Source organism: Mesorhizobium sp. B2-5-3, from assembly GCF_006441005.1.
Classification (GTDB): Bacteria; Pseudomonadota; Alphaproteobacteria; order Rhizobiales; family Rhizobiaceae; genus Mesorhizobium.
This window is the reverse complement of record NZ_VFUS01000020.1, coordinates 1-25,682: the sequence shown is the minus strand read 5'-3', so window position 1 is coordinate 25,682 and position 25,682 is coordinate 1. Positions and strand designations below refer to the sequence as shown.

Genomic DNA, 25,682 nt, shown 5'->3' with positions numbered 1-25,682 from the left:
GGTTCCTTTCGTATCTAGTTCGTCTTGGTTTGTGCCGCCACAAGGCGCTTGGCGTAGGCAAGTGCTGTTTCCAAGCTGGCCTGGTCTGCAATCCCCCGGCCCGCGATGTCGAACGCCGTGCCGTGATCTGGGCTGGTACGGACGAACGGCAGGCCAAGCGTGATGTTCACGCCCTTTTCCAGCCCGAGATACTTCACAGGGATCAGCCCCTGGTCGTGGTATTGAGCTACCACAACATCGAATCGGCCTTGACGTGCTTGCATGAAAACGGTGTCGCCCGGATATGGACCAGTGGCATCGATCCCCTCAGCACGGCATGCGTCGATTGCAGGTCGTATGATCCGGATCTCCTCGTCGCCGAAGATGCCACCTTCACCTGCATGCGGGTTGAGACCCGCTACGGCGATACGCGGGGTCGCGAAGCCGAGAGCCTTTCCACCCTCATGGGCAAGCCGGATGGCGGATAGCTGAGCGTCGAAATCACCTTGTTCGATCGCCTTGCTCAGCGACGTGTGGATCGTGACGAGCACCGTGCGGATGTCATCGTTCGCAAGCATCATCGCCACGCGCTTGGCGCCGCCGTAGTCGGCCAGAATTTCGGTATGGCCGGGGTAGCCGATTCCCGCGCTGGCCATCGCCTCTTTATTGATCGGCGCCGTGACGATGCCGCTCACTTCTCCGGACTTCGCAGCTGCGATCGCCGCAACGATGGCGTCGAAGGCCGCCTGTCCAGAGATCGCGCTGATACGCCCGATTGGAGGAGGCTCAGTAATCCGGGTGGTGTCGATGACTTCAATTGCCTGCGGCTGAAACTGAGCTGCATGGGCCGCATTGATGCGTCGCACCTCGACGTTCAACCCGAGCCGCCGCACGATGTCCTGCATGACAACATAGCTGCCGAACACGACGACGCGTTCGCCGCCCTTCGCAAGCAGCTTCGCCACGATCTCCGGCCCAATGCCGGAGGCGTCGCCCATTGTGAGAGCAAGCGGGGGAATGTTCTTCATTGGGTTGCTCCACGTATCCGCGCGACGGCGCGCTCCAGGGCGTCGTCACTGCCAAAGCCACCCGCCTTCATAGCGAGCAAGAGCGAGCGCCCATCGCCAAGCCTGGCGAGACCAAGCGGGAATCCGGGATCGAGTTCTTGCAGGATCTCGAACTCACGGACGTTGAGAAGGTCCAGGATCGCTTCCATCGTGTCGCCGCCGGTAGCGATCAAAGCGCCGAAGCGTGGGCTTTGAAGCTCTCGCGCTGCGTCTTGTGCGATGCGGCGCAGCACTGCTGCCGAGTCCCGCTCGCGCGCCCTTGGTCCGCGCAGCAGCATGACGCCGCTGACCTCCTGGAGTTGATCTGCTTGCTGATGACTGCACAAATTTGCGCTCCCAATAACCACCAAGACATCGCTACTGATGCCATCGAGCAATGGCGGTAGGGCCTTCGCCGGCACAAAATGCCGCGATAGCGCTGTAGCCATTCCAGGAGAGCCAACCCAAAGGATCGACGCTGGATCCTCGATGGCAGCAATCTGCGAGTCGAGTTCTTCCTGCGTTACTGCATCAAGCAGCGTGACATTCTTGATGCAGCTCGGGACCAGGTCGACTAGTGCCGAATGCCGCGCGGGATGCACAGGGTCATGGCCATACGAACTTTCCGAGACCGGAATGCCGTCAACAAGCTGAATGCCCCTCACTGTCGTACGACCGGCCTCCGGGAACGCCGGTGCAAACACCAGTGCTCTGCGGCCGCTCGCCGCAAAACATGCTTCAAGCTCCGCCGTTATGTGACCGCGAAGTGTGGAGTCCACCGTTTTATAGAGCACGGTACGGCCGGCAAGTCGGGCGGTTAATCGAGCGACCGCCTTGAACGCTTGCGACCGAGTAGCAGACCGCGAACCGCTATCGATTGCAATTATCGCTGCCGCTTCCGCTTGGCGCGGAAGCTGGCCCCTGCCGATTGACGCAGTCAAGCCACTGGCGACGAAAGGTGCTGCACCATCTGCCGCGCTGGTGAGGTCATCGGCGAGGACCGCTATACTGGGTTGATGATTGGTGCGCATGCATCAACTAACAAAACCTCACCAAGGGTGAATAGCGATAGTTTCTGACAAAATCGGTGATAGATTGTCACGGATGGATCGCTCAGACATACCATCGCTCGACGACCTGCGAGCGTTCGAAGCAACAGCGCGGCTAGGCTCGGTCCGGCTTGCAGCAGACTCGCTTGCGCTCACGCACGGCGCCGTCAGTCGCCGTATCACCAAGCTCGCCAACGACATCGGGGTCAGGTTGTTTGAAAAGAATGGGCGAGGCCTGCGGCTCACCCCGGCCGGCGAGACACTCAACCTCACCCTCAGCAGGTTCTTCGGTGAGTTGGCCGCCACGGTACAAAGCCTGCGTGCTGCCAATGCCGGGAGGAGTGCCCTGGTGCTCTCCTGCGAGCCTTCCGTTGCCATGCGTTGGCTCATTCCGCGGCTGGGGGCGCTTCAAGTGGCGCATCCGAACATGGCCCTCCACCTTTCCGTAGGTGGAGGGCTTGTGGACTTTCGTAAGAAAGAGGTCGATCTCGCTATTCGACGGCTGGACTTCGCTGTGCCTGAGACGTGGAACGTCCGGCCCCTTTTTCCCGAAAAGGTTGGGCCTGTCATGAGGCCGGAACTAGTGCCAGCTTTCGGGCGTGGCGACTATCTCGCTCTCGGGTCGAAGACCCGACCTGACGCGTGGGCGCAATGGCTGAAGACCCATCCGTCGGCGCGTCGACCCACAGAAATCCGGTACTTCGACAATCACGCCCTGATTGTCGAAGCTGCATCTGCAGGCCTGGGTGTAGCCCTCAGTCCGCTCGTCCTCGCGATTGACGATGTGGAACGAGGAAGCCTGGAGGCACCTGCTGGCTTTGACCCTGACGGTAGTCAATATGGGTTGATATGGTTGGGGTCGAGTGAACTCCAAGGTGTGGAGTTTGAACTCGCAGAGTGGCTCCAAGCGCAGTTCAGCCGCTTGGGCCCAAATCACCTTTGAAAGAGCGCCCTGCGAGCTTCGCCTAGCTGAATGTGGCCGACCCGGCGTCGAAAAGCAGCAACTGGGCATTGATGGGCAGGGTAGAGTTCCTCGATAAGCGGCACAGTTTGCCGTGCTTGGTTCCGCACTACCTTTTATAGGCATCCAGATGAGGCATCGCATGGGCGCATCACGGGCTTCGTGCAGGTGACGCCGGTTGTTACCTGCCTTCAACACCTGGATGGGCGCGATCCATTTCAAATGCGGAAAATTCCGGCGCGGCGGATCGTGCAAATTTCCTGTGGCAAGGAATGCCGTGCCCGCCTTGGACAGGTCGGCACGGCCGCTGGCGTCATCGCTCATTCATTTTCGGGCAATCACTCTCAGACTCTCACCTATCCCACGCTATCATCAGCAGGCCAAACAGAGTGAAATGCCAATTGAGCCGTTCTTTTCAGAAGTTCCTGCCGCCCGAGGCTCAACTTTCGAAGACTCTGCGGAAACAGAACAGTCAAACTGGCTGGAAGGACGGGGCACCCTTCCTTACGGCAGGCAAGCTCCAGAGGACCTCCGATAGGCAGAGCTTGCCCGTTTGGAGGGTTCTCCAAGAAAAGGGAACAATGTCCGGTACGGGGACCGGACTTCAAAAGGGAGCCGCCAGGATGAGTAGTATCCGTCTCTTGCAGCCTCAGGGCGCGAAGCGCCGAAATGGCCAGGCTACGGAAGCTAGGGTCACGCGTTGCTGCTCAAGGAGCGATGATGGGATCCGCAACAGGGTGGATCCGCTTCGATGGAATGGGAGGTGATCCAGATGGTCGCAAGCATCCAGGCTGTAGCCTCTCACGATGTGGCGCTTTCGGTGCGCGACCTCACGGTGAATTTGCCGAAAGGCATGGAGCGAACCTATGCGGTCGAGAACATTTCCTTCGATCTGAAACGCGGCCAGATCCTGTGCATCATTGGCGAGTCGGGATCGGGTAAGTCGGTGACGGCAAACGCGATCATGGGCCTTCTGCCAAAGGTGATCCGCGTCTCCTCGGGTGTGATCCAGCTGGAGGGAATGAACATCGTCGGGATGTCGCCCGACAAGCTGCGCAACCTGCGTGGTCGGGTCGTGTCGATGATCTTTCAGGACCCACTCTCGGCGCTCAACCCCCTGATGACGGTGGGCGCGCAGATCGACGAGGTCATGGCCGCGCATGGCTTCGGCACGTCACAAGCCTGTCGAAACCGCGCCATCGAGTTGCTCACCGAAGTGGGGTTGCCAGATCCCGAACTCATGTATCACCAATATCCTTTCCGGCTTTCGGGCGGGCAGCGGCAGCGCGTAATGATCGCCATGGCCTTGGCGCTTGAGCCAACGGTGCTGATCGCCGATGAGCCGACCACCGCCCTCGACGTCACCACCCAGGCACAGATCCTGGAACTGATCAGAGACATTCAGCGCCGCAAGGGGATGAGCGTGATGTTCATCACCCACGATTTTGGCGTGGTGGCCGAGATCGCCGACAGTGTCGTGGTGATGGAAAAGGGTCACATCGTCGAGCAGGGCAGCGCCGAACAGGTGTTGAAGGCGCCCAAGCATCCTTACACCCAGCGCCTGATCGCGGCCGTACCACATCTGATCGGCGAGGATCGCCCTCGTGCGGAGCCTGCCAGCAAGGAGCCAATCCTGAAGGTCGAGGGTCTAGTGAAGACCTATCATGGCGGCGGCGCGCTGTTCGGCGCGCAGCGAATTGTGAAAGCTGTGAACGAGGTTTCGTTCGAACTGGCGCCTGGCCGAACGCTGGGGGTCGTAGGCGAGAGCGGTTCGGGAAAATCCTCGCTGGGCCGGCTTCTGATCAAATTGCTAGACAGCGACGGCGGCGAGATTTTGTTCGAGGGATCTGACATCGCCAAGCTTTCCGAAGCGAAGTTCCGCCCGCTAAGACCACGGATCCAGATGATCTTCCAGGATCCCTTCGCGTCCCTGAACCCACGCTCAACGGTCGGCCACATCATCACGGTAGGCCCGGTGGCACACGGGATGCCTTATGCCCAGGCGCGCGAAGAAGCGCGGACGCTTCTGGCCCATGTCGGTCTCGATGCCGGCGCCTTCGACCGCTATCCGCACGAGTTTTCTGGTGGGCAACGCCAGCGAATCGGTATCGCTCGGGCTTTGATGTTCAAGCCGAAGCTTTTGATTGCCGACGAGGCGGTCTCCGCGCTCGACGTGTCGATCCAGGCGCAGATCCTGCAGCTCCTGGATCAGATCCAGCGAGAGACCGGCGTGTCGATGGTCTTCATCACGCACGATTTGCGTGTCGCCAGCCAGATCTGCGACGAAATCGCTGTGATGCAGAAAGGCCGGATCGTCGAGCGCGGACCGCCCTCGCAGATATTCCTGAACCCGCAAGCGGCCTACACGCGCCAACTCGTGGCGGCAATTCCAGGAGAGAGGCCGGGCAATGCCCGTCCAATTGCAGCAAACGCATGAAAAATAACAAGAGAGGAACTACCATGACCAAAGATTCAACGACTACATCCAACTACTCGAGACGCCAGGCGCTGCGGCTGATGGCGCTAGGTGGAGCTGCAGGCTTGATCGCGCCCAATCTGCTGGGCAAGCCCGCTTTTGCCAAGATCCCTGCCGGAGGTCCGGCCGGTCGCGTCGTCGTCGGTCTTTCACAAGAGCCGACCGTGTTCAATCCGTTGATGGCGCACATCGAAGTCGATGACGCGGTCCATTTCTCGGTTTTCGATGCGCTGGTCCGGATGGACGCCAAGGGAGTCTTTCAGCCGAATCTAGCGGCCGAGGTGCCAAGCCAGAAGAACGGCGGCATTTCGCCGGACGGTCTCAACTGGCGCATCCGGTTGCGTGACGATGTACGCTGGCACGACGGCGAGCCCTTCACGGCCGAGGACGTGAAGTACACCCTGGAACTCATCACGAACCCGAAGTTTCGCGCCTGGCGTACGAGCGGTCACACGCTCGTCCAGGACATCACAGTGGTTTCACCCACCGAGATCACATGGCGGATGAAGGAGGCTTTTGCGCCCTATCTTTCGTTCCTGGCCGAGACCTTCATGGTGCCCAAGCACATTCTGGGGAAAGAGGCCGATCCGAATGCAGCCGGGTTCAACCAGGCGCCGGTCGGCACCGGCGCATTCAAATGGAGCCAGCGCGTCGCGGGCGATCATATCGAACTAGTCGCCAATCCTGAGTATGCCGGCGAAGGTCCGTATATCGAACAGCTCATCTTCAAATACATTCCCGATATGACGGTGCTCTACACTCAGTTCAAGAGCGGCGACGTTGACCTGGTCGATCAGTCGTACATCACTCCCGACCACTACACTGAAGCCCACGAACTGCCCGACCGTTTGGTGACACTCGAGACCGGGTCGTCCCTGGAGTCGTTCTTCCTGAATTTGGGCCGCCCGCAGTTCAAGGACGTGGCCGTGCGCCAGGCGCTCTACGCGGCCCTGGACAGGAAAGCGATTGTCGACACGATCTACTACGGCGTCGGCACACTCACCGAGAGTTTCATGCCGAAGGAGTCCTTCTATTACGACCCGAACCTGCCGGCTCAGGAGTTCAATCTGGACCGGGCGCGCCAAATCCTTGATGAGGCCGGCTGGGCGCCAGGGTCGGATGGGATTCGCGCCAAGGACGGAGTTCGGCTGTCCTTCTCCAACTCAACAACCTCTGGCAACAACCTACGCGAGCAGACGCAGCAGTTCTTGCAGCAGACGTTTGCCGAAATCGGCGTCGAGATGACGATCTCGAACTTGCCAGCTGCCGTCATGTGGGGAGATTTCTGGCTGAAGTCGCAATTCGACACCGCCATTTCGGGCGTCACCTATCTGATTGCCGCGGACCCCGACGCCACAAACCGGCTGCATACGAAGGCAATCGCGGCTCAAGGCGGACACGGTTCGAACACCGCGCAATATTCCAATCCCGAGGTCGATGCCCTGCTCGACAAGGGTGCTCGCAGCTTCGATCCGGAAGAGCGGCGTGGGATCTACAATCGCGTGCAGGAGATGGTGCGCCATGATCTGCCCTTCCTGCCGCTGTTCGCCTACACAAACGTCCTCGGGCGGAAGAAGGGGCTGGACGGCTTCGAGCCCAATCCCAACACGCGCACCGCGTCGTGGCATGCCGCAGTCTGGCAGTGGAAGGCCTAAATCCAAGCCGTTGCCGCCGCCCAATTTCACCACGGCGGCGGCAACAGACTGAAATCGTCAACCTACAACGGAGGACTCAGAATGCGCGGCTTCCTGCTCAATCGCCTCTCGCAGAGCTTGGTGCTGCTTGTGATCGTTTCGATCATCGGCTTCGGCATTCTGAACCTTCTTCCCGGCGGACCGATGGCGCAATTCGGGCTCGATCCCGGGATGACCCAGCAGGATATCGAGCGACTCAAGGGGCTGCTGGGCCTTGATCGCCCTATATGGGTCCAATATTTGGATTGGGCATGGCGACTGGTGCGGGGCGACTGGGGTCACTCCTTCCGCGACGGAGCTCCCGTGTTGCAGATCATCGGCAGCCATGTGTTCGCCACGCTGCTGCTGATGGGATCCTCAACCGTGATTGCGATCTCCATTGGCGCCTGGATTGGAATCCGCGGCGCCACACGCCGCTACTCGCTGTTCGACTATCTCGCCACTGTGGGCGCTATGGTCGCGTTGTCGGTCCCCACCTTCTGGTTCGGCCTCGTCGGCATCTACATCTTTTCCCTGAAATTGGGTTGGCTGCCGGCGGGCAATATGTCCGAGATCGGCGACACCTCGGTCCTGGGCTACCTACACCATCTGATCCTGCCAAGTATCGTGCTGTCGCTGGTCCATGTCGCTATCTGGAGCCGCTACATGCGGACGGCTACTCTCGATGCCATCAGCCAGGACTTTGTCAAGACAGCTCGGGCCAAAGGCCTGAGTGAACGCCGGATATTGATGAAGCATGTCGTCGGCAACGCGCTTTTGCCGATGATTACCCTGGCGGGGATGCAGCTTCCCAGCGTCCTGACCGGCGCTCTGGTGACCGAAACTGTCTTTACCTGGCCAGGAATGGGACGTTTGTTTCTCGATAGCCTTGGTTATAGCGACTATCCGGTAGTGATGGGGCTTTTGATGTTCTCGGCTATCCTCGTTCTGCTTGGCAACCTGATCGCCGACATTGTCGTCGCTATTGTCGATCCGCGCATTCGTCTGGCTTGAGCGCGCAACTTCCCCGACAGGAGACAGCCAATATGACCGCTCTCACCGCAAATGCAGCTCCAAGCCGATGGACAAACAACCGCGCGGCGCTTCGTTTCATGCGCCATCGCCTGGCGCTGCTCGGCTTGGCGATGATCATCTTCCTGACCCTCGCTTGCGTCGTCGGTCCCCATCTCCTGCCTTATGACTCACTGTACATCGATCTGCGCGCCCGCTTCGCTCCCCCCCTAACGGGCCACCACTTTCTGGGCACTGATCCGCTCGGCCGCGACTTGGCGGCAAGGCTCTTGATGGCGGGACGGATCTCGCTGCTTGTGGGCTTCTTCGCCATGGTCTTGTCGACGCTGATCGGCACGCTCGTTGGGGTAATTGCTGGATACCGCGGCGGATGGATAGGAGCGTCGCTGATGCGCATGGTAGACGGCTTTCTGGCCTTCCCGTCCATCTTCCTTGTTTTGGCCCTTGCCGCAGCCCTGAAGCCCAGCCCGATAATGATCACCGTCGTGATCGCTGCGACCAGCTGGATGGAAGTAGCCCGAATTGTAGAGGCCGAGGTCCGCTCGCTTCGCGAGCGCGAATTTGTCCAAGCCGGGCGAATGCTGGGGCTGAGCGGCACACATATCATGTTCCGCGAAATACTGCCCAACGCCATGGGACCGATTATCGTTGCTTCCACTTTGACCGTCGCGCGCGCCATTCTCATGGAAGCCTACATCAGCTTCCTCGGCTACGGCATCCAGCCGCCACTGCCAAGCTGGGGCAACATGCTCAATGGCGCCCAGCAATATCTGGGCAGCGCACCTTGGCTGGCGATCATTCCCGGAGCGGCAATCACCATCGCGGTCACCAGTTTCAATTTCATCGGCGACGGACTGCGTGATGCTCTGGACGTGCGAGATGACCATATTTGAATACCGCGACCCGTCACATTCCTAGACCCTGGAAGATCAAGAGAAGTCTGTCACGTGCAAGAGCCCAAAGTCGCCGAAAAGAACACGCCCTACTGGTGGGAAGCGGCGCCCGTCATGCCGCTGCCGCGTCAGCCGCTGGCAAAGAAGCTCGACGTGGTGATTGTCGGCGCCGGCTATGCCGGGCTTTCGGCCGGGCTTGTGCTGGCGCGCGAGGGACGCTCGGTCGCCGCTTTTGATGCGATGCATCCGGGCGAGGGTGCTTCCACGCGCAACGGCGGGATTACGAGCGGGAGCATCCGGCCGGATTCTGCCACGATCACCAGGCGCTTCGGTGAAGAGAAGGCCATGGCGATCGAGGCCGAGGGCAAGGTCGCGCGCGAATTCCTGTACGATTTCATCAAGTCCAAAGGGCTCGACTGCGACTTCCGGCTGGTTGGCCAGTTCAAAGGCGCTTTCGGCTATGAACAGTATGAGAAGATGGCGCGCGGCGCCGAGAGGCTGGCGAAGAAACTGCGGATCGAGTCCTACGCCGTTCCGCATGCCGAGCAGCGGAACTATATCGGCACCGACTTCTACCGCGGCGGAACCGTTCGGATGGACATTGGCGGGCTGCACCCCGCCAAATTCCACGCTGAACTCCTGCGGGTCGCGCTCGCATCCGGGTTGACGGTCCATTCGCAAACGGTGGTCAAATCGATCGAGAGGAATGGTCCGGGGTTCCGCGTCGTGACTTCGGCAGGGACGGTGGATGCAGGGCAGGTTCTGGTCTGTACCAACGGCTACACCGACGGCGCCGCTCCCTTTCTGCGCCGCCGGCTGGTTCCGGTCCGCAGCCGCATCATCGTCACCGAGGAACTTTCGCCCGATGTCATGGCGCGACTGATGCCGAAGCTGATGACGATAACGGAGGGCCGGCAACTCGGTTTCTATTATCGTCCCACGCCTGACGGAAAACGCATTCTGCTGGGAGGGCGCGACAGTTCTCGCGTCGGCGATCCGATTGCCCCGAAACTTCTCCTGCGCAAGGGCCTCGTGAACCTTTTCCCGGAATTGGAAAACGTGCGCCTCTCGCATTGCTGGTTCGGCAACGTCGCGATGAACCGCGACATGCTGCCCCGCATCTTCGAGAAGGGTGGTGTGGTCTATGCCACCGGCTTCTGCGGTTCAGGCGTGGTCTGGGCGCCATGGATCGGAATGCGTGCGGCCCACAAATTGATGGGGCATGGGGAGCAGTCGCGCACGGCGTTCGACTTTCGACCGCCCTCGGCCATCCCGCTCTATCGCGGCAATCCTTGGTTCATGCCGGCGATTATCCAGGGCTATCGGTTGCAGGACCGCATCGCCTTCTGGCGCGCCAGCCGCTGACCGGCAAAGGTGACGGGGCGCACGCCTTCGAATATGCCTGCGCCACGAACGACATCGAGCACCATACGAGTGGGGCCAAGCATCATCGGACCAATGGACAGGTCGAGAGGATGTACCGCACGATCAAGGACGCCTCCGTCAAACGCTTGTCTACGAGAGCCACGATCAGCTCGGGTAACACCTCGTCGACTTCGTTGCCACCTACCACTTCGCACGCAGGCTCAAGCCCCTCAAGCGCGATCCAACGGACTCGCGAGCAGGTTACGCCGCTCTGCGCCGAACTGGAACTCGGTCGGGCTTGAGCAGTTCGTATCGATCAAGGGATCAAAAACCCGGACATCTGGCGAAGTCCTAGATGATTTCGGCACATTCTTTCGAGCGCACGATGCGATGAAGGGCTGATCGGAACTTTGCTTCCGCATTCTTGGCAGCCGAGGTTGGTTGGAACATGTCGCCCCGAGTCGAACGTATTCACAGCGATGAGCGTCTCCCGGCCGAAGTCGACGTCGTCATCGTCGGCGGCGGCATCCTCGGCTCTACGGCCGCCTATTTCCTGGCGAAGCGTGGCCTCTCTGTGGCTCTGCTCGAGAAGGGCCACGTCGCCTGTGAACAATCGAGCCGAAACTGGGGTTGGTGCCGCCAGCAGAACCGCGATCGGCGCGAACTGGCGCTCTCGGTGATCTCCATGCGACTGTGGGACGAGCTGACGCGCGATATCAATCGCGACCTTGGATTTCGACGCTGCGGTCTCGTCTCTGCGACTCACGACGAGGCTGTGCTCGCCGGTTGGGAAAGGTGGCGCGAGGTCGCCAGGGAGTACGAGGTCGACACCCGCATGCTGAGCCGGGCGGAGGTGGCCGAGCGCGTCCCCGAAGCGCGCGACAAATGGGTCGGCGGGACCTATTCGGGCCGGGATGGCAAGGCCGAACCTGCGCTCGCCGCGCCGGCTATCGCCGAGGGGGCCAGAGCTCTGGGCGCCACCATCCACCAGGAATGCGCCGCGCGGGCGCTCGACTTGGCCAATGGCAAGATTGCGGGCGTACACACGGAGAAGGGCTACATCAGAACCAGCGCGGTGCTGTGCGCCGCTGGCGCCTGGTCCTCGCGCTTCCTTAGGCCGCTCGGGATCAGTTTCCCCCAAGCGAGCATCCGGCAGACCGCGCTGCGTTCCACCCCCACAATCAACATAGGCGAGGCGATCTCCACACCCTACTGCACGATCACGCGCCGACTGGACGGCAGCTATACGCTTGCGATCAGTGGCAAGGCGAACCTCGAAATCACGCCCCAGGCTATCCGGTATAGCCGCGAATTCATGCCGCAATTCTTGCGTCGCCTAAAGAACGTCAGGCTCGGCATCGGCCAATCGTTCCTTTCGGGGCCGGATTCTATGCCGGCGCTGCTGACCAGCGACGATCGGATCTTCGAACAGAATCGGGTGCTGGATCCTCCACCCTTAAAATGGCTGGTAAGCCAAGTGGTGGAGAGTGTCCGGAAGACCTTCCCCCAACTCGGCGATATAGAGATCGATAGTGCCTGGGGCGGCTTCGTCGATTGCACGCCGGACGCAGTGCCTGTGGTGTCGCAGGTGGACGGGGTAAAAGGCCTCGTCCTCGCGGCGGGCTGCTCGGGCCACGGCTTCGGTTTGGGCCCGGGGCTTGGTTATCTGGCCGCAGAGCTTGTCGTAAACGATACGCCTTGCGTCGATCCTACACCGCTCCGCCTGTCGCGTCTGGTCGACGGCTCGAAGCTGGACATCGCCGCTATCTGAAGATCAGCCGGAAGTCAGGCCTGACGCCCACCAACAATCGCCGCTATGGCCTGCAGGACAAGATCGCCTGGTGGCCGGCCCGACGCTGACGGCTGAGGGTGGCGGCCCATTGACCATGCAGCGCTGCGGCCCCGGCTGAACGAGCGCGCCGATAAGGAGGAGCATCACATGCACTACATCTCGACGCGCGGCCACCCCGAACGCAGGAAGTTTTGCGAGATACTGCTTGAAGGTCTGGCGCCGGATGGCGGGCTCTATGTGCCCGAGACGTACCCGCTCGTGGATGACGCCATGCTGGATCGGTGGCGGAGGCTGTCCTATCCGGACCTCGCCTTCGAGATCCTGTCGCTCTACATCGACGATATTCCGCCCGCCGATCTTAAGACCATCTGCGCGAAGACCTATACGCCCGAGGTTTTCGGGACCGCCAGGATCGCGCCGGTGCGCGCGCTTGAGACTTGTCTCCACGTTGCGGAACTGTCGAACGGCCCCACGCTGGCGTTCAAGGACATGGCGATGCAGTTGCTTGGCAATCTCCTAGAGTATGAACTGGCGCGGCGGGGTGAGGAACTGAACATCCTCGGGGCCACCAGTGGCGACACGGGCAGCGCGGCGGAATATGCCATGCGCGGCAAGAAGGGGGTGCGGGTCTTCATGATGTCGCCGCACGGACGCATGAGCACCTTTCAGCAAGCCCAGATGTTCAGCCTGCAGGACGAAAACATCCATAACATCGCCATCGAAGGGGTCTTTGACGATTGCCAAGACATCGTGAAAGCCGTGTCCAGCGATGGTGATTTCAAGAGGCGCCACCGGATAGGCGCCGTCAATTCGATCAACTGGGCCCGGCTGGTGGCTCAGGTCGTCTACTACTTCTCCGCCTACTTCCAGGTCACCGCGGGGAACACATCAGAGGTCGACTTCACTGTTCCTTCGGGGAACTTCGGAAACATCTGTGCTGGTCACGTTGCGCGCATGATGGGACTTCCCGTATCCCGTCTCGTCATTGCAACCAACGAGAACGACGTGCTCGATGAGTTTTTCCGCACCGGCGTCTATCGCGTGCGGGGCCGAGCGGACACGCATGAAACATCAAGCCCATCGATGGACATTTCCAAGGCCTCCAATCTCGAGCGTTTCGTCTTCGACCTGCTCGGTCGCGATGCGGGCCGGACGAAATCAATGTTCGACGACCAACTCAGGGAACGAGGATCGTTCGATCTCAGCGGCGATTCCGCCTTCGCTCAGGTGGCCGCTCGTTTTGGCTTCTGCAGCGGCAAGAGCACGCACGCCGACCGGTTGGAAACGATCCGTGACACTTGGCGCCGCTTCAACACGCTGGTCGACCCACACACAGCTGACGGCATCACGGTCGCACGCAGGCACTCCGTTCCGGAGATGCCGATGATCGTGCTCGAGACGGCCCTGCCGGTCAAATTTGCTGAGACCATCAGGGAGGCTTTGGGCCGCGAGCCAGATCGCCCAGAACGGTTCGATGGAATAGAAGATTTGCCGAGACGATTTAAGGTCCTTCCCGCCGATGCACAGACCGTAAAGACCCACGTCGCCGAAATCGTGCAGGGTGCGGCCTGCTGAAGAGCTGCTTCAGCAGTCGGAGACCGTTATTTTCGCCATGGCTGTATATACGGAGCTATCAGTCGACGAAGTCGCAGCGTTCTTTGGAGCGCTGGGTCTAGGCTGGCCGCGTTCTGTTCGCGGCATCACGACCGGAATTGAGAACACGAACTACTTCGTAGATACCGAAACCGGAGAGTATGTGCTCACCTTGTTTGAGCGCCTCACATTCGAACAATTGCCTTTCTACCTCCATTTCATAAAGCACCTTGCGACGCGGCGAATGCCGGTCCCGGATCCGGTTGCCAACGTCAAAGGCGAAATCCTTCATTCGCTGAAAGATCGACCTGCGGTGGTCGTCAACCGGCTCCCGGGCGAGAGCGTGACAGCGCCTTCTGCGGAGCACTGTCGCGCCATTGGGGCGATTTTGGCCCGATTGCACTTGGCCGGAAGTGACTACCCACGGCGACAAGCCAATCCGCGGGGGCTCGAATGGTGGAACGAGGTGGTGCCGGTGGTCGGCCAATACGTGTCCGATGGACAACGGTCGCTGCTCACCAGCGAACTGACCTTTCAGAACCAAATTGCTGTGTCTTCCACCTACGAACAACTCCCCAGGGGGCCGGTGCACGCCGATCTCTTTCGTGACAATGTGTTGTTTGCCGGCAGTCATCTGACCGGCGTCTTTGATTTCTACTTCGCCGGATGCGACGCCTTCCTTTTCGATATTGCCGTGTGCCTCAACGACTGGTGTGTCGATGACTGCACCGGCCGCCAAGACAGTGAGCGAGCAGCCGCTTTCTTAGGCGCTTATGAGTCCGTTCGAGTGCTTACTCCAGCCGAACGCATATTGCTTCCCGCGATGCAACGCGCTGGAGCATTTCGCTTTTGGCTATCGCGTCTGTGGGATCTGTACCAGCCTCGGGAGGCTGCAATCCTCAAAGCGCACGATCCAAGCCACTTCGAGCGCATGGTATGCGTGCACAGGGGAGAAATCGTATGAGCAAGGCTGCGAAGATCATCAGTGGAAGCGAAGGCAGGATGGCATCGTCTCTCAACAAACACGTTCGCGAGCTGCTTTCGCAGATCGAGACGGAGGGCCTGTACAAACGCGAGCGCGTCATCACCTCGCCCCAGTCGTCCGAGATCGAGGTTGGCGGCCGCAAGCTGCTCAATTTCTGTGCCAACAACTATCTCGGCCTCGCCGACAGCGAAGAGCTGCGTGAGGCGGCGAAGGCGGCGCTCGACCAATACGGCTACGGCATGGCCTCGGTGCGCTTCATCTGCGGTACACAAGAGGAACACAAGCAGCTCGAGGCAAAGATATCGAGCTTCCTGGGCATGGAAGACGCGATCCTCTACGGTTCCTGCTTCGACGCCAATGGCGGCCTGTTCGAGATGCTGCTTTCCGAAGAGGATGCGATCATCTCCGACGCACTCAACCATGCCTCGATCATCGACGGCGTGCGGCTCTCCAAAGCGAAACGCTTCCGCTATGCCAACAACAACATGGAGAGCCTCGAGGAAGAACTGAAAAAGACTGAAGGCAGCCGCTTCAAGCTCATCGCCACCGACGGCGTCTTCTCGATGGACGGCATCATCGCGAATTTGGTGGGCGTCTGCGACCTCGCGGAAAAATATGATGCAATGGTGATGGTGGACGACAGCCACGCTGTCGGCTTCGTCGGTGAGCATGGCCGTGGCACGCCGGAATATTGCGGCGTCGAGGGCAGGGTGGACATCATCACCGGTACGCTGGGCAAGGCGCTGGGGGGTGCCTCGGGTGGCTATACGGCGGCGAGCAGGCCGGTGGTTGACTGGCTGCGCCAGCGATCGCGGCCTTACCTCTTCTCCAACACACTGATGCCAGCGATCGCGGCAGCATCGCTCAAGGTGTTCGACATCATCGAGAGGGGCGACGGGCTGCGTGAAAGTCTCTACGAGAACGCGCAGCGCTTCCGCTCCGGCATGGAAAAGCTCGGCTTCACATTGGCCGGAGCTGACCACCCGATCATTCCGGTGATGATCGGCGATGCCGCGCTGGCTTCGCAGATGGCCGACATGCTGCTTGAGCGCGGCATCTATGTGATCGGCTTTTCCTTCCCGGTGGTGCCGAAAGGCCAAGCGCGGATCAGGACGCAGATGTCGGCCGCCCATTCGACAGCCGATATCGACCGGGCAATTGCAGCGTTCGGTGAGGTCGGCCTCGAACTCGGAGTGATTGGCTGATGTCCAACATGATGCGCGCACTCGTCAAAACTCGCGCCGAACCCGGTATCTGGATGGAAGAGGTGCCGGTGCCGGAGATCGGCCCCAACGACGTGCTGATCAAGATCAAGAAGACGGCGATCTGCGGCACAGACGTCCACATCTACAATTGGGATCAGTGGGCGCAGAAGACGGTGCCGGTGCCGATGGTCACCGGTCACGAATTTGTCGGCACGGTCGCCGATTTCGGTGCGGCGGTGACCGAATACAAGGTCGGCCAGCGTGTTTCCGGCGAAGGCCACATCGTCTGCGGCCATTGCCGCAATTGCCGCGCTGGGCGAGGGCATCTCTGCCGCAACACGCTCGGCGTCGGCATCAACCGTCCCGGCGCCTTCGGTGAATATCTGGCGATACCGCAACACAATGTCGTGCCGATCCCCGACGATGTGCCCGACGAGATCGCCGCAATCTTCGATCCCCTGGGCAATGCCGTCCACACCGCTCTGTCCTTCGACCTTGTCGGCGAGGACGTTCTGGTCACCGGCGCGGGGCCGATCGGCATCATGGGCGCGCTCGTCGCCCAATGTGTGGGTGCGCGAAAGGTCGTCATCACCGACATCAACCCGGTGCGGCTGGCGCTGGCCAAAAAGCTCGGCGTCCAGCATGTCGTCGATGCGTCGAAGGAAAAGCTGCGCGATGTCATGCCGGCGTTGGGCATGACGGAGGGTTTTGATGTCGGCCTGGAAATGTCGGGCGCAGCCCCCGCCTTCCGCGACATGATCGACGCCATGAACAATGGCGGCAAGATCGCCATTTTAGGCATCGCGCCGACCGGCTTCGAGATCGACTGGAACAAGGTCATCTTCAAGATGCTGCACTTGAAGGGCATCTATGGCCGTGAGATGTTCGAGACCTGGTACAAGATGATCGCTTTGGTACAGGGTCCGCTGGATGTGTCGGGTCTGATCACACACCGCATTGGGATCGACGATTTTCAGGTGGGGTTTGATGCGATGCGCAGCGGTAGTTCGGGTAAGGTGGTGATGGACTGGTAGGCGGCGGTCGGGACTAGCCTCGAGAGGCGCGATCTACGGCATGAACTTCCGGGGCAACGCGGTTTCGGATTCCTGAGGTGGATGATGATGTCGCTTTCCCACCCAGGGGCTGCCGTGTGTGGTTGGCGGTAGGCTGGCGGACTTGCGCTCATGCGGGGCCGCAGAGCTCCGCCGTTTGTTCCAGTGCAGCCGCACCATCGCGGCGGGGACTTGTCGCTGCGAAACTGATCAGCGGTGGGGCGTCTTGGCGCGGATCAGCGCGTCAGCCATGTAGAGGTCCTGGAGGGAGATACCGGAGCTGTCGAAGACAGTGATTTCGGTGTCGGAGAGGCGTCCGGACACACGCTTGGCAATGACGTCGCCGATTGGTGTTATTGCAAGCACGCCGGCGTCGATCTCGTCGCGCACGTGTTGGAACTCGCCGATCTGAACGGACTGGGAAAGCAGATCACAAAACAGATGTGCGTTGGGAAATAGTGCGCTCGGCAATTCGCGCTTGCCTGGAGCGTCCGACCCCATGCTGACGATATGGGTTCCGGGTCCCACCCAAGCGGCATCGAAAAGCGGTTCGCGTGAGGGTGTCGCCGTGACCACGATGTCGGCCGCACGCACGGCTTCTTCGGGCATGACAGCGCGCGCCTGCAGGCCCAATTCGCCGATCTGATCGACAAAAGCGTCGCGCCGCGGCGAAGGCGGGGCCACCACCAACACGCTTTCGATTGCGCGGATGCGTGCCAGCGCTCTCACTTCGAAGCCCGCCTGGTTGCCGGCGCCGAATATCGCCAGAACCTTGGCCTGCTTGCGCGCAAGAAGATCAGCTGCAACCGCGTCGGCTGCGGCCGTCCTGTAGGCGTTCACCTTTCCGGCCTCGATTACGGCGCGGAGCCGTCCTGTATTCTGATCGAGCAGCACGATGGTGGAGTTGTGGCGGGGAAGGCCACGTGCCGGGTTGCCCGACCAGAAGGAGCCGATTTTCACTCCGGTCAGGTCATCCGACGAGCCGGATTTGATAGAGAAGGTATTGCTCGCCTCCTGCGTGCGCCCGATGACAGCAGGGAAGACCCAGCTCTGCCCCGATGCTGCTGCCACGAGCGCCTCCCGCGCCGCCTCGAAGGCAAGTTCATGCGTGACAAGGGCGGCTGACTCGTCTTCGCTGATGTAGATCATCCGAAATTCCTTCTGAGCATCAAGTGCTCATCGCTGAGACGTGTCGCGGCTATGCCATCGTGGAGGCTGAGAACGCATCCGTTTGGATGGGTGCGGAGGACACGCCGAGCGAGGGTAATCACAAACGGGGACTCAAGCTGCCCGATATTCTTCGCCCGATTTGTGCAACTTTGCGTGCCGAGGAACTGCCGAAAACGAATGATCTCGCTTATTTGAAAGGGCAAAACAGCAGAGAAATCTGCTGTTGGAGCGCAATTCTAAGGTCCGACTTCAATTCGACAGTGATCAAGAGACGGCACCTCCCATGGCCCCCCAACTCGAGCGAGACATCGTCATCCCTAGCGAACTGATGAAATTGGAAACTCGTCATTTGCCGGGCGCGCTGAAGCTGTCGCAGGAGATGGGCTGGCCCTATCGCCTGGAGGATTGGGAATTCGCCGCCACTGTCGGCAGGGGGCTGGTTCTCGAGCAGGCAGGGCAGGTGATTGGCACCGCCATGTCGTGGATTTACGGCAAGGCTTTTGCCACCGTCGGCATGATCATCGTCACTGGCCCTGCGCAAGGCGGTGGCAACGGTTCGCGGCTGTTTGATGGATTGCTTGAGGCGGCGCAGGGTCGCAACGTGTTGCTCACGTCCACCGAAGAGGGGCTCGCGCTTTACAAGCGCCGCGGCTTCACTGCCTGGGGCACGGTGCTCCAGCACCAAGGCCTGCTGACCACTGCGGTGACGCGGGGGACCGGTGACGGTGTGCGTCAGGCGACGATCTCCGACCTTGCCGCGATCCAGGCGTTCGATGAACGGGCCACGGGCATGCCGCGACCATCGATGGTCGCGGCACTCGCCGATGTGGGCAAGGTCGTCGTAGTCGAACGCGACGGGCGGATTGCCGGCTACGCCATCAGCAGGAGGTTCGGCCGTGGCTATGTCATCGGCCCCTGTGCGGCCGAGAGTGACCAGGATGCGCGGCTTTTGATCTTGGCGCAGCTTTCTAAGCTTCATGATCAATTCGTTCGCATCGATATCTATGCCGAAGATGGATTGGGCGATTGGCTCGAGAGCCTCGGCCTTCAGCAGGTCAGCTCGGCGACCGCCATGGTCAAGGGGCAGCGGCCTGTCTCCGAGGGCTCAGCCCATATGTACGCGCTGGCAAACCAGTCGTTCACCTAGGAAACGAGATGATGAACAAGATGGCGGCAAACCTGGCAGCGAGCGAGACGACTGAGACGATCGACGCCTTGATTACCCCAGCGCTGCTTTTGGATCGCGGACGGCTCGAGCGCAACATTCAACGGCTGGCTGAGCGTGCCAAGAAGCTTGGCGTGGTGCTGCGCCCGCATATGAAGACGGCCAAAAGCATCGACGCCGCCCGATACGCTTTCCCTCGCGAGCCCGGTCCGATCACGGTCTCGACGATCGCCGAGGCGGAATATTTCGCGGACCACGGCTTTCGCGACATCACCTATGCGGTTGGCCTCTCGCCGGCTTCGGCAAGGCGCGCCATGGAGCTCTGTCGCCGTACCGGCGCTGATGTGAAGCTGTTGCTCGATACTGTGGAGCAGGCCGATGTCTTGGCCGACGCGCGCCAAACCACCGGCATGACGCCGTCGGTCTTCATCGAACTGGACTGCGATGACCATCGCGGCGGATTGAAGCCGGACGACCCGGGATTCCCCGACGTGGCCAGCAGGGTCGTCGCTGCCGGTGCCAAGCTCGTCGGGGTTCTCGCTCATGCAGGCGAATCCTATGGCTTGAACACGCCCGATGCGCTGGTCAGGGCAGCGGAGAACGAGCGTTCGGCCACCGCGCGCGCTGCTGAAATCCTGCGCGCCCATGGCCATGCCTGTCCGATCGTCAGCGTCGGCTCGACGCCAACCGCGCATTTCGCCCAGAATCTCGAGGGTGTCACGGAATTGCGCGCCGGGGTCTACATGTTCTTCGATCTCGTTCAGCACGGGGTTGGCGTCTGCAACCGCGACGACATCGCGATTTCCGTATTGGCCACGGTGATCGGCTCGAAGCCGGAAAAGGGATGGGTGCTGGTCGACGCCGGGTGGATGGCGCTTTCGCGCGATCGGGGCACCGCAAACCAGCAGATCGACCAGGGTTACGGCGTGGTCTGCGACGAAAAGGGGCGGGTGCTGGAAGATGTGATCGTGGTCCAGGCCAGTCAGGAACACGGTATCCTCGCCATTCGTGCCGGTTCTGGAAAGTCCATGCCCGACTTGCCGCTCGGCTCTCGGGTGCGGATCTTGCCCAACCACGCATGTGCGATGGCCGCCCAGCATGATTTCTATACCGTCGTTAACGGGGACAGCCCCAGGATTGAAGCGCGTTGGGAGCGGATGCGCGGCTGGTAGGCGCGCAACTATGCCTTGCATGCCGCCCCAGTCAAATCAGCATTGGTGGGCCAGAAAATGAAGTTTACCTCTTACGGGCTGGATATGTCGACGCTGATAGGCCGCACCTTGACTGATGTCATGGATGGGCGCCCCGACTTGAATCCCTGGAAGGATTTCGACTGGCAGGCGATCCCCGGCTATTTCGGGCGCCCCCGGTTCCTGCCGATTCTGGGTGCCTACTACCGCATAAAGGATCTTGTCGCGTGATGACGCCCCTCGAACATCTGTCGCGCAGCGGCCACCTGGACAAGTTCTTCATCGACGGTCAATGGGTCGAGCCGAGCGGCACCGCCAAGGGCGTCGTGGTGAACCCCTCTACCGAAGAAGTTGTCGCTCGGTTTCCGCTCGGAAACAGCCTTGACGTGGATGTGGCCGTTGCTGCGGCCCGCCATGCATTCGCCGCCTGGAGCCGGACCACGCCGGAATACCGTGCCGGTCTGCTCGATCGCCTCCAGGCGCTGCTCGAGGCGCGCGGTGAACTCCTGGCTCAATGCCTCACCCTCGAAATGGGTGCGGCGATCGGCTATGCACGAAGCGCGCAGGTGCCGCTGGCGATCGCGCATATCAAGGTCGCTCGCGATGTGCTGACAGCCTTTCCGTTCGTCAAGCAGCGGGGGCAAACTGCCGTCACCCACGAACCGATCGGTGTCTGCGCCTTGATCACTCCGTGGAACTGGCCACTTTACCAGATCACCGCCAAGGTTTCGCCGGCGCTCGCGGCAGGCTGCACGGTCGTGTTGAAGCCGAGCGAGCTTTCTCCCCTGGACGCCCTGCTGTTCGCCGAAGCGATCGAGGAAGCCGGCTTTCCTGCCGGGGTGTTCAATCTGATTCAAGGTGATGGTGCATGCGTGGGTGCTGGTCTCGCATCCCATCCGGCTGTCGATATGATCTCGATTACCGGGTCCACCCGGGCGGGCATCGCGGTGGCCCAGGCGGCAGCGCCGACGGTCAAGCGTGTGGCGCAGGAACTCGGCGGCAAGTCCCCGAACGTGATCCTGCCGGACGCCGATCTCGACCGCGCCGTTTCCCTGGGCATAGCCGCCGCCTTCCGCAATCTCGGCCAGTCATGCAGCGCCCCGACGCGCATGATCGTGCCACGCGAGCGGCTGTCCGAGATCGAGGCAATCGCCAAGAGAGTCGCGGCCCAGATCGTCGTCGGCGATCCTCTTTCGGAGGCCACCACTCACGGTGCGATCGCCAATCGTGCCCAATTCGATCGCATTCAAACCATGATCGACGTCGGCATATCGGAAGGCGCCAGGCTCATCATCGGCGGACCGGGTCGTGCACACGATCTGAACGTCGGCCTCTATGTGAAGCCGACGATCTTTTCGGACGTGCGCACCCACATGCGCATTGCCCAGGAAGAAGTTTTTGGGCCAGTCCTCTGCATCATCCCCTATGATACAGTCGAGGAGGCCGTCACCATCGCCAACGACACGGTGTACGGCTTGGGGGCCCATGTGCAGGGTGAGGACTTGGAGGTCGTCAGGGACGTCGGGTCGCGCATTCGTTCCGGTCAGGTTCACCTCAACTACCCGGCCTGGGATCCGCATGCCCCGTTTGGCGGTTTCAAGCAATCTGGAAACGGACGCGAATATGGGATCGAGGGTATGTTGGAGTATCTCGAGATCAAATCCATCCTCGGCTACTTCTAGGTGGCATCCTAGCCGTGGCGCTGAGGCCGCGGCGGCGCCATCTAGAGAAGGCCCACGAGTGTTCCATGTTAACCCAGACGAGATGACTGTTTTGCACCGCAAGTTGGTCATTGAACTTACCATGTCCGCCGTCCAGAAGCGGACATCCGAGCGGCTAGCCGCAATGGCACCTTCCCGCCCAACAGCGGCGACCCACCTCTTGATGGTGCACCCGCTTCTATTGGTTACAAGCATCGGAGCGGGCGGGACAGACTGCTACGCGCGTTAGCCGAGCTGCGAGCCTCGAACTCGATGCGGGCTTATTTGGCGAAACGGCTTCGGAATTCGGTAGTGGTGTTGCTGTGAGAAGGTTTCGGCCGGGATCGGCACGCCGAGAAAGGCGCACAGGTTCGGCCAGCCTTCGGCCACCTGATAGACCAGCAGGCGCGACGGCGGGAAAGCCGAGACCACTTCGGCGTTGTGGGCTGCGAGCACTTCGATAGCATGGGTTTCGTCGTCGAGCCGACCGCCGAAAATTTTCGTCTCTATGACGACGCGGCCAAAACTTTGCGGGTCGGAGGTCTCGCCCATGGTGTTGAAGATCGTGGCGCGTGCGCTCCTGTACCAGTCCTCGGGTTGCGAACGGTGAGGATTAGCTTGGCGTCGGGGAAATACTCGGCGAGTTCGCGCCAGAAATAGGCCGTCGGCCAGTCGACTGCCGACTTGTAACCGAGATAGACGAGGTCCCAATCCACCGGCTCGCCGCGCCCGGCGGCGCGGATCAGGTCGCGGTGCTCGGGGTTAGAGTTGACGTCCTCCATGTGATGGCACGGCCCAAACCCGAGCATTTCAAGCGCCAAGTTCAGAGTGTGCGTGCCGGTGCGGCCGAACCCAGCCCCGATAACAGACAATGCCATGCGAGCCTCCTGTGGCGGGAGCGGATCATAGATTGCACCGGTTGAGAAGGGAGGATGGTCTTTGCGCTCACCCTGAGAGACCGTGTCGAGCGATGCTCCGACCTCGCTCTGCCCGAAGGCTACATAGCGGGCCGGCCAGTTACAGCGATAGCGATCCGAGCCGCAGGAGCTACGCGGCAGCTTTCGTTTCGAGCATCATAGCCCGACAAGGTGAAGGTCGGCAGTCGGCCCCAATCGAGACGCTCCTTGCTCGTCGAAGAACGTCGTTAATGGTGCTATCGCGACTTTCCAATGAGAGACTGAATACCGTCACGATCCTTCTTCGCGTGATAGGGCGAGTGAGGCGTTCGTCCGAAATGCAGCGTTGTAGGTGGGACAAGAACATCGAAAAACATTGGAGCAGATTTGAATGGTTTGCTGTCCCACTATTTCCTAACTGCTTGATTTAGCTTCTTTTCCATACATCCTCCGGGCCCACCATCGTCCTCTAGACCCCTTGTAAATCCTACAAACTGCTGTTTCCAAGCGCTTTCCGCCCTGTATGGTTCCAACATTGGCTCCAACATTTGGGTGGTTTTGGGTGGCAAAAGTCGCTGGTCTGATAAGAAAGAAGAGCGCCTATTTTTACGTGCGCAGGATATCCTTGTGTTGAAGCCGCTAACCGCGCGGCGGGAAGGGATCGTTGCCGTAAGAGTTCGAGTCGCGGATCTGCCCGTTGGGGCGATGGATCACCACCTCGCTGTGCTGGTTGATGGCGATGTCTCTTGCCGAGGCGACCGCACCGGCTTGGGTCGGATGAAGCGAAGTGGCGCGGTTATTGCCGGCGCCGAGCACCGCCCACTGACCGTCGCGAGGTACGACATGCTGATTTTTGCCCATGAAAGTCTCCGTTAAGGTTCGTTTGTCCGTCGGCAGGCAGCAGCGGTGCGCCATCATGTGCTCGGAAACGCTTTGGTGGCGCTGCCACAGGAGAATCGTCGCGAATTATCTGATCAGTCGTGGCGAGTCCGCGCCGCCGCGGCATCGGAGACGCGCAAGGTCGGGTGTGTGAGGCGGATGTTCGGCTTGCGCCGGGTTTTGTGCAGTCCTGCATTTGAATAGACGTGCTTTGCCTGCACCAGCCGCCCATCAGGGTGCGGAACTGAGCCAATTCATGAAACCTTGCTGGAAGCGCCGAGGCACTTCGGCCTCTGGCACGTTCCACGAATTGAAGAGACGCTTGCCTGCTTCGGGTCACTGCACGAGCATGCTCGCATCGGTGTGGAGGTCCGATCGACCAGCCGGGCATACTACCAACCGATGCTAGGGATAGCGTCCAAAAAAGCGCCTAAGTTCGAAGTGCTACTGCATCTCTCCACTTCCGCGACTATGTGAGAAGGATTCAATCTCCTCCAAATCAATCCTGCCATCGCCGTTCTCGTCGACGACGTCAAATATCCTCCCGATCACATCCTGGATCTCGCTCTGCGAAAGTGCTCCATCGCCGTCGGCGTCCATTATCGCAAACATTATTTTCATCCTGGCCGCGTGCATCATGCGAGGCCCCATGCGATCAGGCTTTCGAGCTATCCTGTCCCCATCGTGCGGCCCTTGCCCTATGTCCCGGTGCCAATCTTGCCGATGCGGAAGCCTTTCTTCGGGGCCGCGATCTCCCTGCAGCTTGTCCTGTAACATCTCGTCCATCATCTGCCGCATCATCTCACGCGTCTGGTCTTCTGTCTGTTTGTTAGGGCCTGGCAGTGGTGTGGATCCAGACTGCTGCGGCGGCGGCTTAAGCTCCGGTGTCCCACTCGTCTGGGCCAGCGCCGGCAAGCTTAACATGACCAAAGCAGCGGCAGCTGCCGTCGTCCCACATTGTACTTTCATCGGATTTTCCTTCCTTGAATGGCCATGCCAAACTTCGGCATCACGGCCAAACTTGCTCCTCAGACTTTGGTTCCGGATGCAAGCTGCACAATAGAAGCTCAAATCGTGAGGTTCGGCAGCTGAAGTACGATGCAGCGATGTCGAGCGACAACATCTTCGGTCATTTGATGGGCCGCCTCGCTCACGGCTGCGGGGTACTCACCGTTTGGCGGGCGCCGACGACGCAAACCGCCGCCGAACTGGAAGCGATTGCATCTTCACACGGCTGGACGCCCGAACCCGTGTTGAGGAACTGTCGGCTTCGGAGACTGTCAGTGGCGCGGCCATCAGACGATTTCCAGACTGCCGACCTTCGCTTGGGTGAGACGCGTAAAGGCTATCGAACGCGCAATCGAGGAACACAAACCACGGTGATCGTTGCTGCCGAAATGGTGAGATAGAGAATGCTCGCAGGCTGCTCCTAAAAAAGATGATCGAACGCCGCTTGGAATGGAACATGCGCTCCCACCACTGCTTGGCGCTCCGCCGGCATGCATTGTAGAGCTTGGCACAACGGGAACCTGCGTTGCAGTCGAAAGTTCTTGATGATGGCAACTCGCCCGATCACGAGCG

20 protein-coding genes and 3 pseudogenes are annotated in these 25,682 nt (G+C 60.5%); 17 read left to right on the top strand and 6 right to left on the bottom strand.

Translation table 11 applies throughout. The features are described 5' to 3' along the window. Positions 1-14: 14 nt before the first annotated feature. Entirely contained in the window at positions 15-1,007 is a 993-nt protein-coding gene (gene pdxA / locus FJ867_RS28025) for a 4-hydroxythreonine-4-phosphate dehydrogenase PdxA (RefSeq protein WP_140656691.1), read from the bottom strand. Continuing rightward, a complete protein-coding gene (locus FJ867_RS28020; protein ID WP_140819166.1) occupies positions 1,004-2,056 on the bottom strand; it encodes a four-carbon acid sugar kinase family protein in 1,053 nt (350 codons plus the stop codon). The genes pdxA and FJ867_RS28020 overlap by 4 nt, the downstream gene beginning before the upstream one ends. Positions 2,057-2,129: 73 nt before the next feature. Between FJ867_RS28020 and FJ867_RS28015 the strand changes: the two genes are divergently transcribed. From FJ867_RS28015 to tdh, 11 genes are all read left to right on the top strand, one after another. Beyond that, positions 2,130-3,017, top strand: a complete 888-nt coding sequence (locus FJ867_RS28015; RefSeq protein ID WP_140656694.1) for a LysR family transcriptional regulator — start codon at positions 2,130-2,132, stop codon at positions 3,015-3,017. A 790-nt stretch (positions 3,018-3,807) separates the two neighbouring features. Further along, positions 3,808-5,472 carry an ABC transporter ATP-binding protein gene (locus FJ867_RS28010; RefSeq protein WP_140656760.1) on the top strand — a complete coding sequence of 555 codons (1,665 nt, stop codon included), beginning with the start codon at positions 3,808-3,810 and terminating at the stop codon, positions 5,470-5,472. Between the two features lie 23 nt (positions 5,473-5,495). Then, on the top strand, positions 5,496-7,166 hold the full coding sequence (locus tag FJ867_RS28005; RefSeq protein ID WP_140819164.1) for a peptide ABC transporter substrate-binding protein: 1,671 nt from the start codon (positions 5,496-5,498) through the stop codon (positions 7,164-7,166). 81 nt (positions 7,167-7,247) lie between these two features. After that, positions 7,248-8,198 carry an ABC transporter permease gene (locus FJ867_RS28000; RefSeq protein ID WP_140819162.1) on the top strand — a complete coding sequence of 317 codons (951 nt, stop codon included), beginning with the start codon at positions 7,248-7,250 and terminating at the stop codon, positions 8,196-8,198. A 32-nt stretch (positions 8,199-8,230) separates the two neighbouring features. Continuing rightward, complete coding sequence (locus FJ867_RS27995; protein WP_140819160.1) at positions 8,231-9,109, top strand: ABC transporter permease; 879 nt, start codon at positions 8,231-8,233, stop codon at positions 9,107-9,109. Between the two features lie 54 nt (positions 9,110-9,163). Beyond that, on the top strand, positions 9,164-10,474 hold the full coding sequence (locus tag FJ867_RS27990; RefSeq protein ID WP_140819158.1) for an FAD-binding oxidoreductase: 1,311 nt from the start codon (positions 9,164-9,166) through the stop codon (positions 10,472-10,474). A 448-nt stretch (positions 10,475-10,922) separates the two neighbouring features. Continuing rightward, positions 10,923-12,245, top strand: coding sequence for an FAD-binding oxidoreductase (locus FJ867_RS27985; protein WP_140656699.1), 1,323 nt, complete (start codon positions 10,923-10,925; stop codon positions 12,243-12,245). Between the two features lie 168 nt (positions 12,246-12,413). Then, positions 12,414-13,841, top strand: a complete 1,428-nt coding sequence (thrC, locus tag FJ867_RS27980; protein ID WP_140819156.1) for a threonine synthase — start codon at positions 12,414-12,416, stop codon at positions 13,839-13,841. A gap of 37 nt (positions 13,842-13,878) precedes the next feature. Further along, a complete protein-coding gene (locus FJ867_RS27975; protein ID WP_140819154.1) occupies positions 13,879-14,823 on the top strand; it encodes a homoserine kinase in 945 nt (314 codons plus the stop codon). Between the two features lie 38 nt (positions 14,824-14,861). Beyond that, positions 14,862-16,049, top strand: coding sequence for a glycine C-acetyltransferase (locus tag FJ867_RS27970; protein ID WP_140819214.1), 1,188 nt, complete (start codon positions 14,862-14,864; stop codon positions 16,047-16,049). After that, a complete protein-coding gene (gene tdh / locus FJ867_RS27965) occupies positions 16,049-17,083 on the top strand; it encodes an L-threonine 3-dehydrogenase (protein WP_140819152.1) in 1,035 nt (344 codons plus the stop codon). The genes FJ867_RS27970 and tdh overlap by 1 nt, the downstream gene beginning before the upstream one ends. Positions 17,084-17,311: 228 nt before the next feature. Here the strand turns inward: tdh and FJ867_RS27960 are convergent, their stop codons facing one another. Beyond that, complete coding sequence (locus FJ867_RS27960; RefSeq protein WP_140819150.1) at positions 17,312-18,250, bottom strand: ornithine cyclodeaminase family protein; 939 nt, start codon at positions 18,248-18,250, stop codon at positions 17,312-17,314. Positions 18,251-18,554: 304 nt separating this feature from the next. Between FJ867_RS27960 and FJ867_RS27955 the strand changes: the two genes are divergently transcribed. The 4 genes from FJ867_RS27955 to FJ867_RS27940 are packed head-to-tail and all read left to right on the top strand — an operon-like array spanning position 18,555 to position 22,308. After that, positions 18,555-19,418 carry a GNAT family N-acetyltransferase gene (locus FJ867_RS27955; protein ID WP_140656763.1) on the top strand — a complete coding sequence of 288 codons (864 nt, stop codon included), beginning with the start codon at positions 18,555-18,557 and terminating at the stop codon, positions 19,416-19,418. 11 nt (positions 19,419-19,429) lie between these two features. Next, positions 19,430-20,608 (top strand): alanine racemase, encoded by a 1,179-nt coding sequence (locus FJ867_RS27950; RefSeq protein ID WP_140819212.1) that lies wholly within the window; start codon positions 19,430-19,432, stop codon positions 20,606-20,608. A gap of 57 nt (positions 20,609-20,665) precedes the next feature. Continuing rightward, complete coding sequence (locus FJ867_RS27945) at positions 20,666-20,857, top strand: hypothetical protein (RefSeq protein WP_246671013.1); 192 nt, start codon at positions 20,666-20,668, stop codon at positions 20,855-20,857. After that, entirely contained in the window at positions 20,854-22,308 is a 1,455-nt protein-coding gene (locus FJ867_RS27940) for an aldehyde dehydrogenase family protein (RefSeq protein WP_140819148.1), read from the top strand. Before FJ867_RS27945 ends, FJ867_RS27940 begins: the two co-directional genes overlap by 4 nt. Positions 22,309-22,572: 264 nt before the next feature. On the opposite strand, the pseudogene FJ867_RS29220 reads toward FJ867_RS27940, so the two are convergent. Together FJ867_RS29220 and FJ867_RS27930 are read right to left on the bottom strand one after the other, a co-directional pair. Next, positions 22,573-23,135, bottom strand: a pseudogene (locus tag FJ867_RS29220) (sulfotransferase family protein). A gap of 726 nt (positions 23,136-23,861) precedes the next feature. Then, positions 23,862-24,083 (bottom strand): DUF2188 domain-containing protein, encoded by a 222-nt coding sequence (locus FJ867_RS27930; RefSeq protein ID WP_140495891.1) that lies wholly within the window; start codon positions 24,081-24,083, stop codon positions 23,862-23,864. A gap of 25 nt (positions 24,084-24,108) precedes the next feature. On the opposite strand from FJ867_RS27930, the pseudogene FJ867_RS29215 reads away from it, so the two are divergent. Then, a pseudogene (locus FJ867_RS29215) lies at positions 24,109-24,213 on the top strand (DUF488 family protein); the annotation flags it as partial. Between the two features lie 332 nt (positions 24,214-24,545). Here FJ867_RS29215 and FJ867_RS27920 read toward each other — a convergent pair. After that, a complete protein-coding gene (locus tag FJ867_RS27920; RefSeq protein ID WP_140495889.1) occupies positions 24,546-25,070 on the bottom strand; it encodes an EF-hand domain-containing protein in 525 nt (174 codons plus the stop codon). Positions 25,071-25,291: 221 nt separating this feature from the next. Here FJ867_RS27920 and FJ867_RS29210 point away from each other — a divergent pair. Then, positions 25,292-25,478, top strand: a pseudogene (locus FJ867_RS29210) (serine/threonine protein kinase); the annotation flags it as partial. Positions 25,479-25,682 lie beyond the last annotated feature (204 nt).

Bases quoted from the DNA above. Each gene is read 5' to 3' on its own strand.
- pdxA (WP_140656691.1), bottom strand. From the start codon at position 1,007: ATGAAGAACATTCCCCCGCTTGCTCTCACAATGGGCGACGCCTCCGGC.
- FJ867_RS28020 (WP_140819166.1), bottom strand. From the start codon at position 2,056: ATGCGCACCAATCATCAACCCAGTATAGCGGTCCTCGCCGATGACCTC.
- FJ867_RS28015 (WP_140656694.1), top strand. From the start codon at position 2,130: ATGGATCGCTCAGACATACCATCGCTCGACGACCTGCGAGCGTTCGAA.
- FJ867_RS28010 (WP_140656760.1), top strand. From the start codon at position 3,808: ATGGTCGCAAGCATCCAGGCTGTAGCCTCTCACGATGTGGCGCTTTCG.
- FJ867_RS28005 (WP_140819164.1), top strand. From the start codon at position 5,496: ATGACCAAAGATTCAACGACTACATCCAACTACTCGAGACGCCAGGCG.
- FJ867_RS28000 (WP_140819162.1), top strand. From the start codon at position 7,248: ATGCGCGGCTTCCTGCTCAATCGCCTCTCGCAGAGCTTGGTGCTGCTT.
- FJ867_RS27995 (WP_140819160.1), top strand. From the start codon at position 8,231: ATGACCGCTCTCACCGCAAATGCAGCTCCAAGCCGATGGACAAACAAC.
- FJ867_RS27985 (WP_140656699.1), top strand. From the start codon at position 10,923: ATGTCGCCCCGAGTCGAACGTATTCACAGCGATGAGCGTCTCCCGGCC.
- thrC (WP_140819156.1), top strand. From the start codon at position 12,414: ATGCACTACATCTCGACGCGCGGCCACCCCGAACGCAGGAAGTTTTGC.
- FJ867_RS27975 (WP_140819154.1), top strand. From the start codon at position 13,879: ATGGCTGTATATACGGAGCTATCAGTCGACGAAGTCGCAGCGTTCTTT.
- FJ867_RS27970 (WP_140819214.1), top strand. From the start codon at position 14,862: ATGGCATCGTCTCTCAACAAACACGTTCGCGAGCTGCTTTCGCAGATC.
- tdh (WP_140819152.1), top strand. From the start codon at position 16,049: ATGTCCAACATGATGCGCGCACTCGTCAAAACTCGCGCCGAACCCGGT.
- FJ867_RS27960 (WP_140819150.1), bottom strand. From the start codon at position 18,250: ATGATCTACATCAGCGAAGACGAGTCAGCCGCCCTTGTCACGCATGAA.
- FJ867_RS27955 (WP_140656763.1), top strand. From the start codon at position 18,555: ATGGCCCCCCAACTCGAGCGAGACATCGTCATCCCTAGCGAACTGATG.
- FJ867_RS27950 (WP_140819212.1), top strand. From the start codon at position 19,430: ATGAACAAGATGGCGGCAAACCTGGCAGCGAGCGAGACGACTGAGACG.
- FJ867_RS27945 (WP_246671013.1), top strand. From the start codon at position 20,666: ATGAAGTTTACCTCTTACGGGCTGGATATGTCGACGCTGATAGGCCGC.
- FJ867_RS27930 (WP_140495891.1), bottom strand. From the start codon at position 24,083: ATGGGCAAAAATCAGCATGTCGTACCTCGCGACGGTCAGTGGGCGGTG.
- FJ867_RS27920 (WP_140495889.1), bottom strand. From the start codon at position 25,070: ATGAAAGTACAATGTGGGACGACGGCAGCTGCCGCTGCTTTGGTCATG.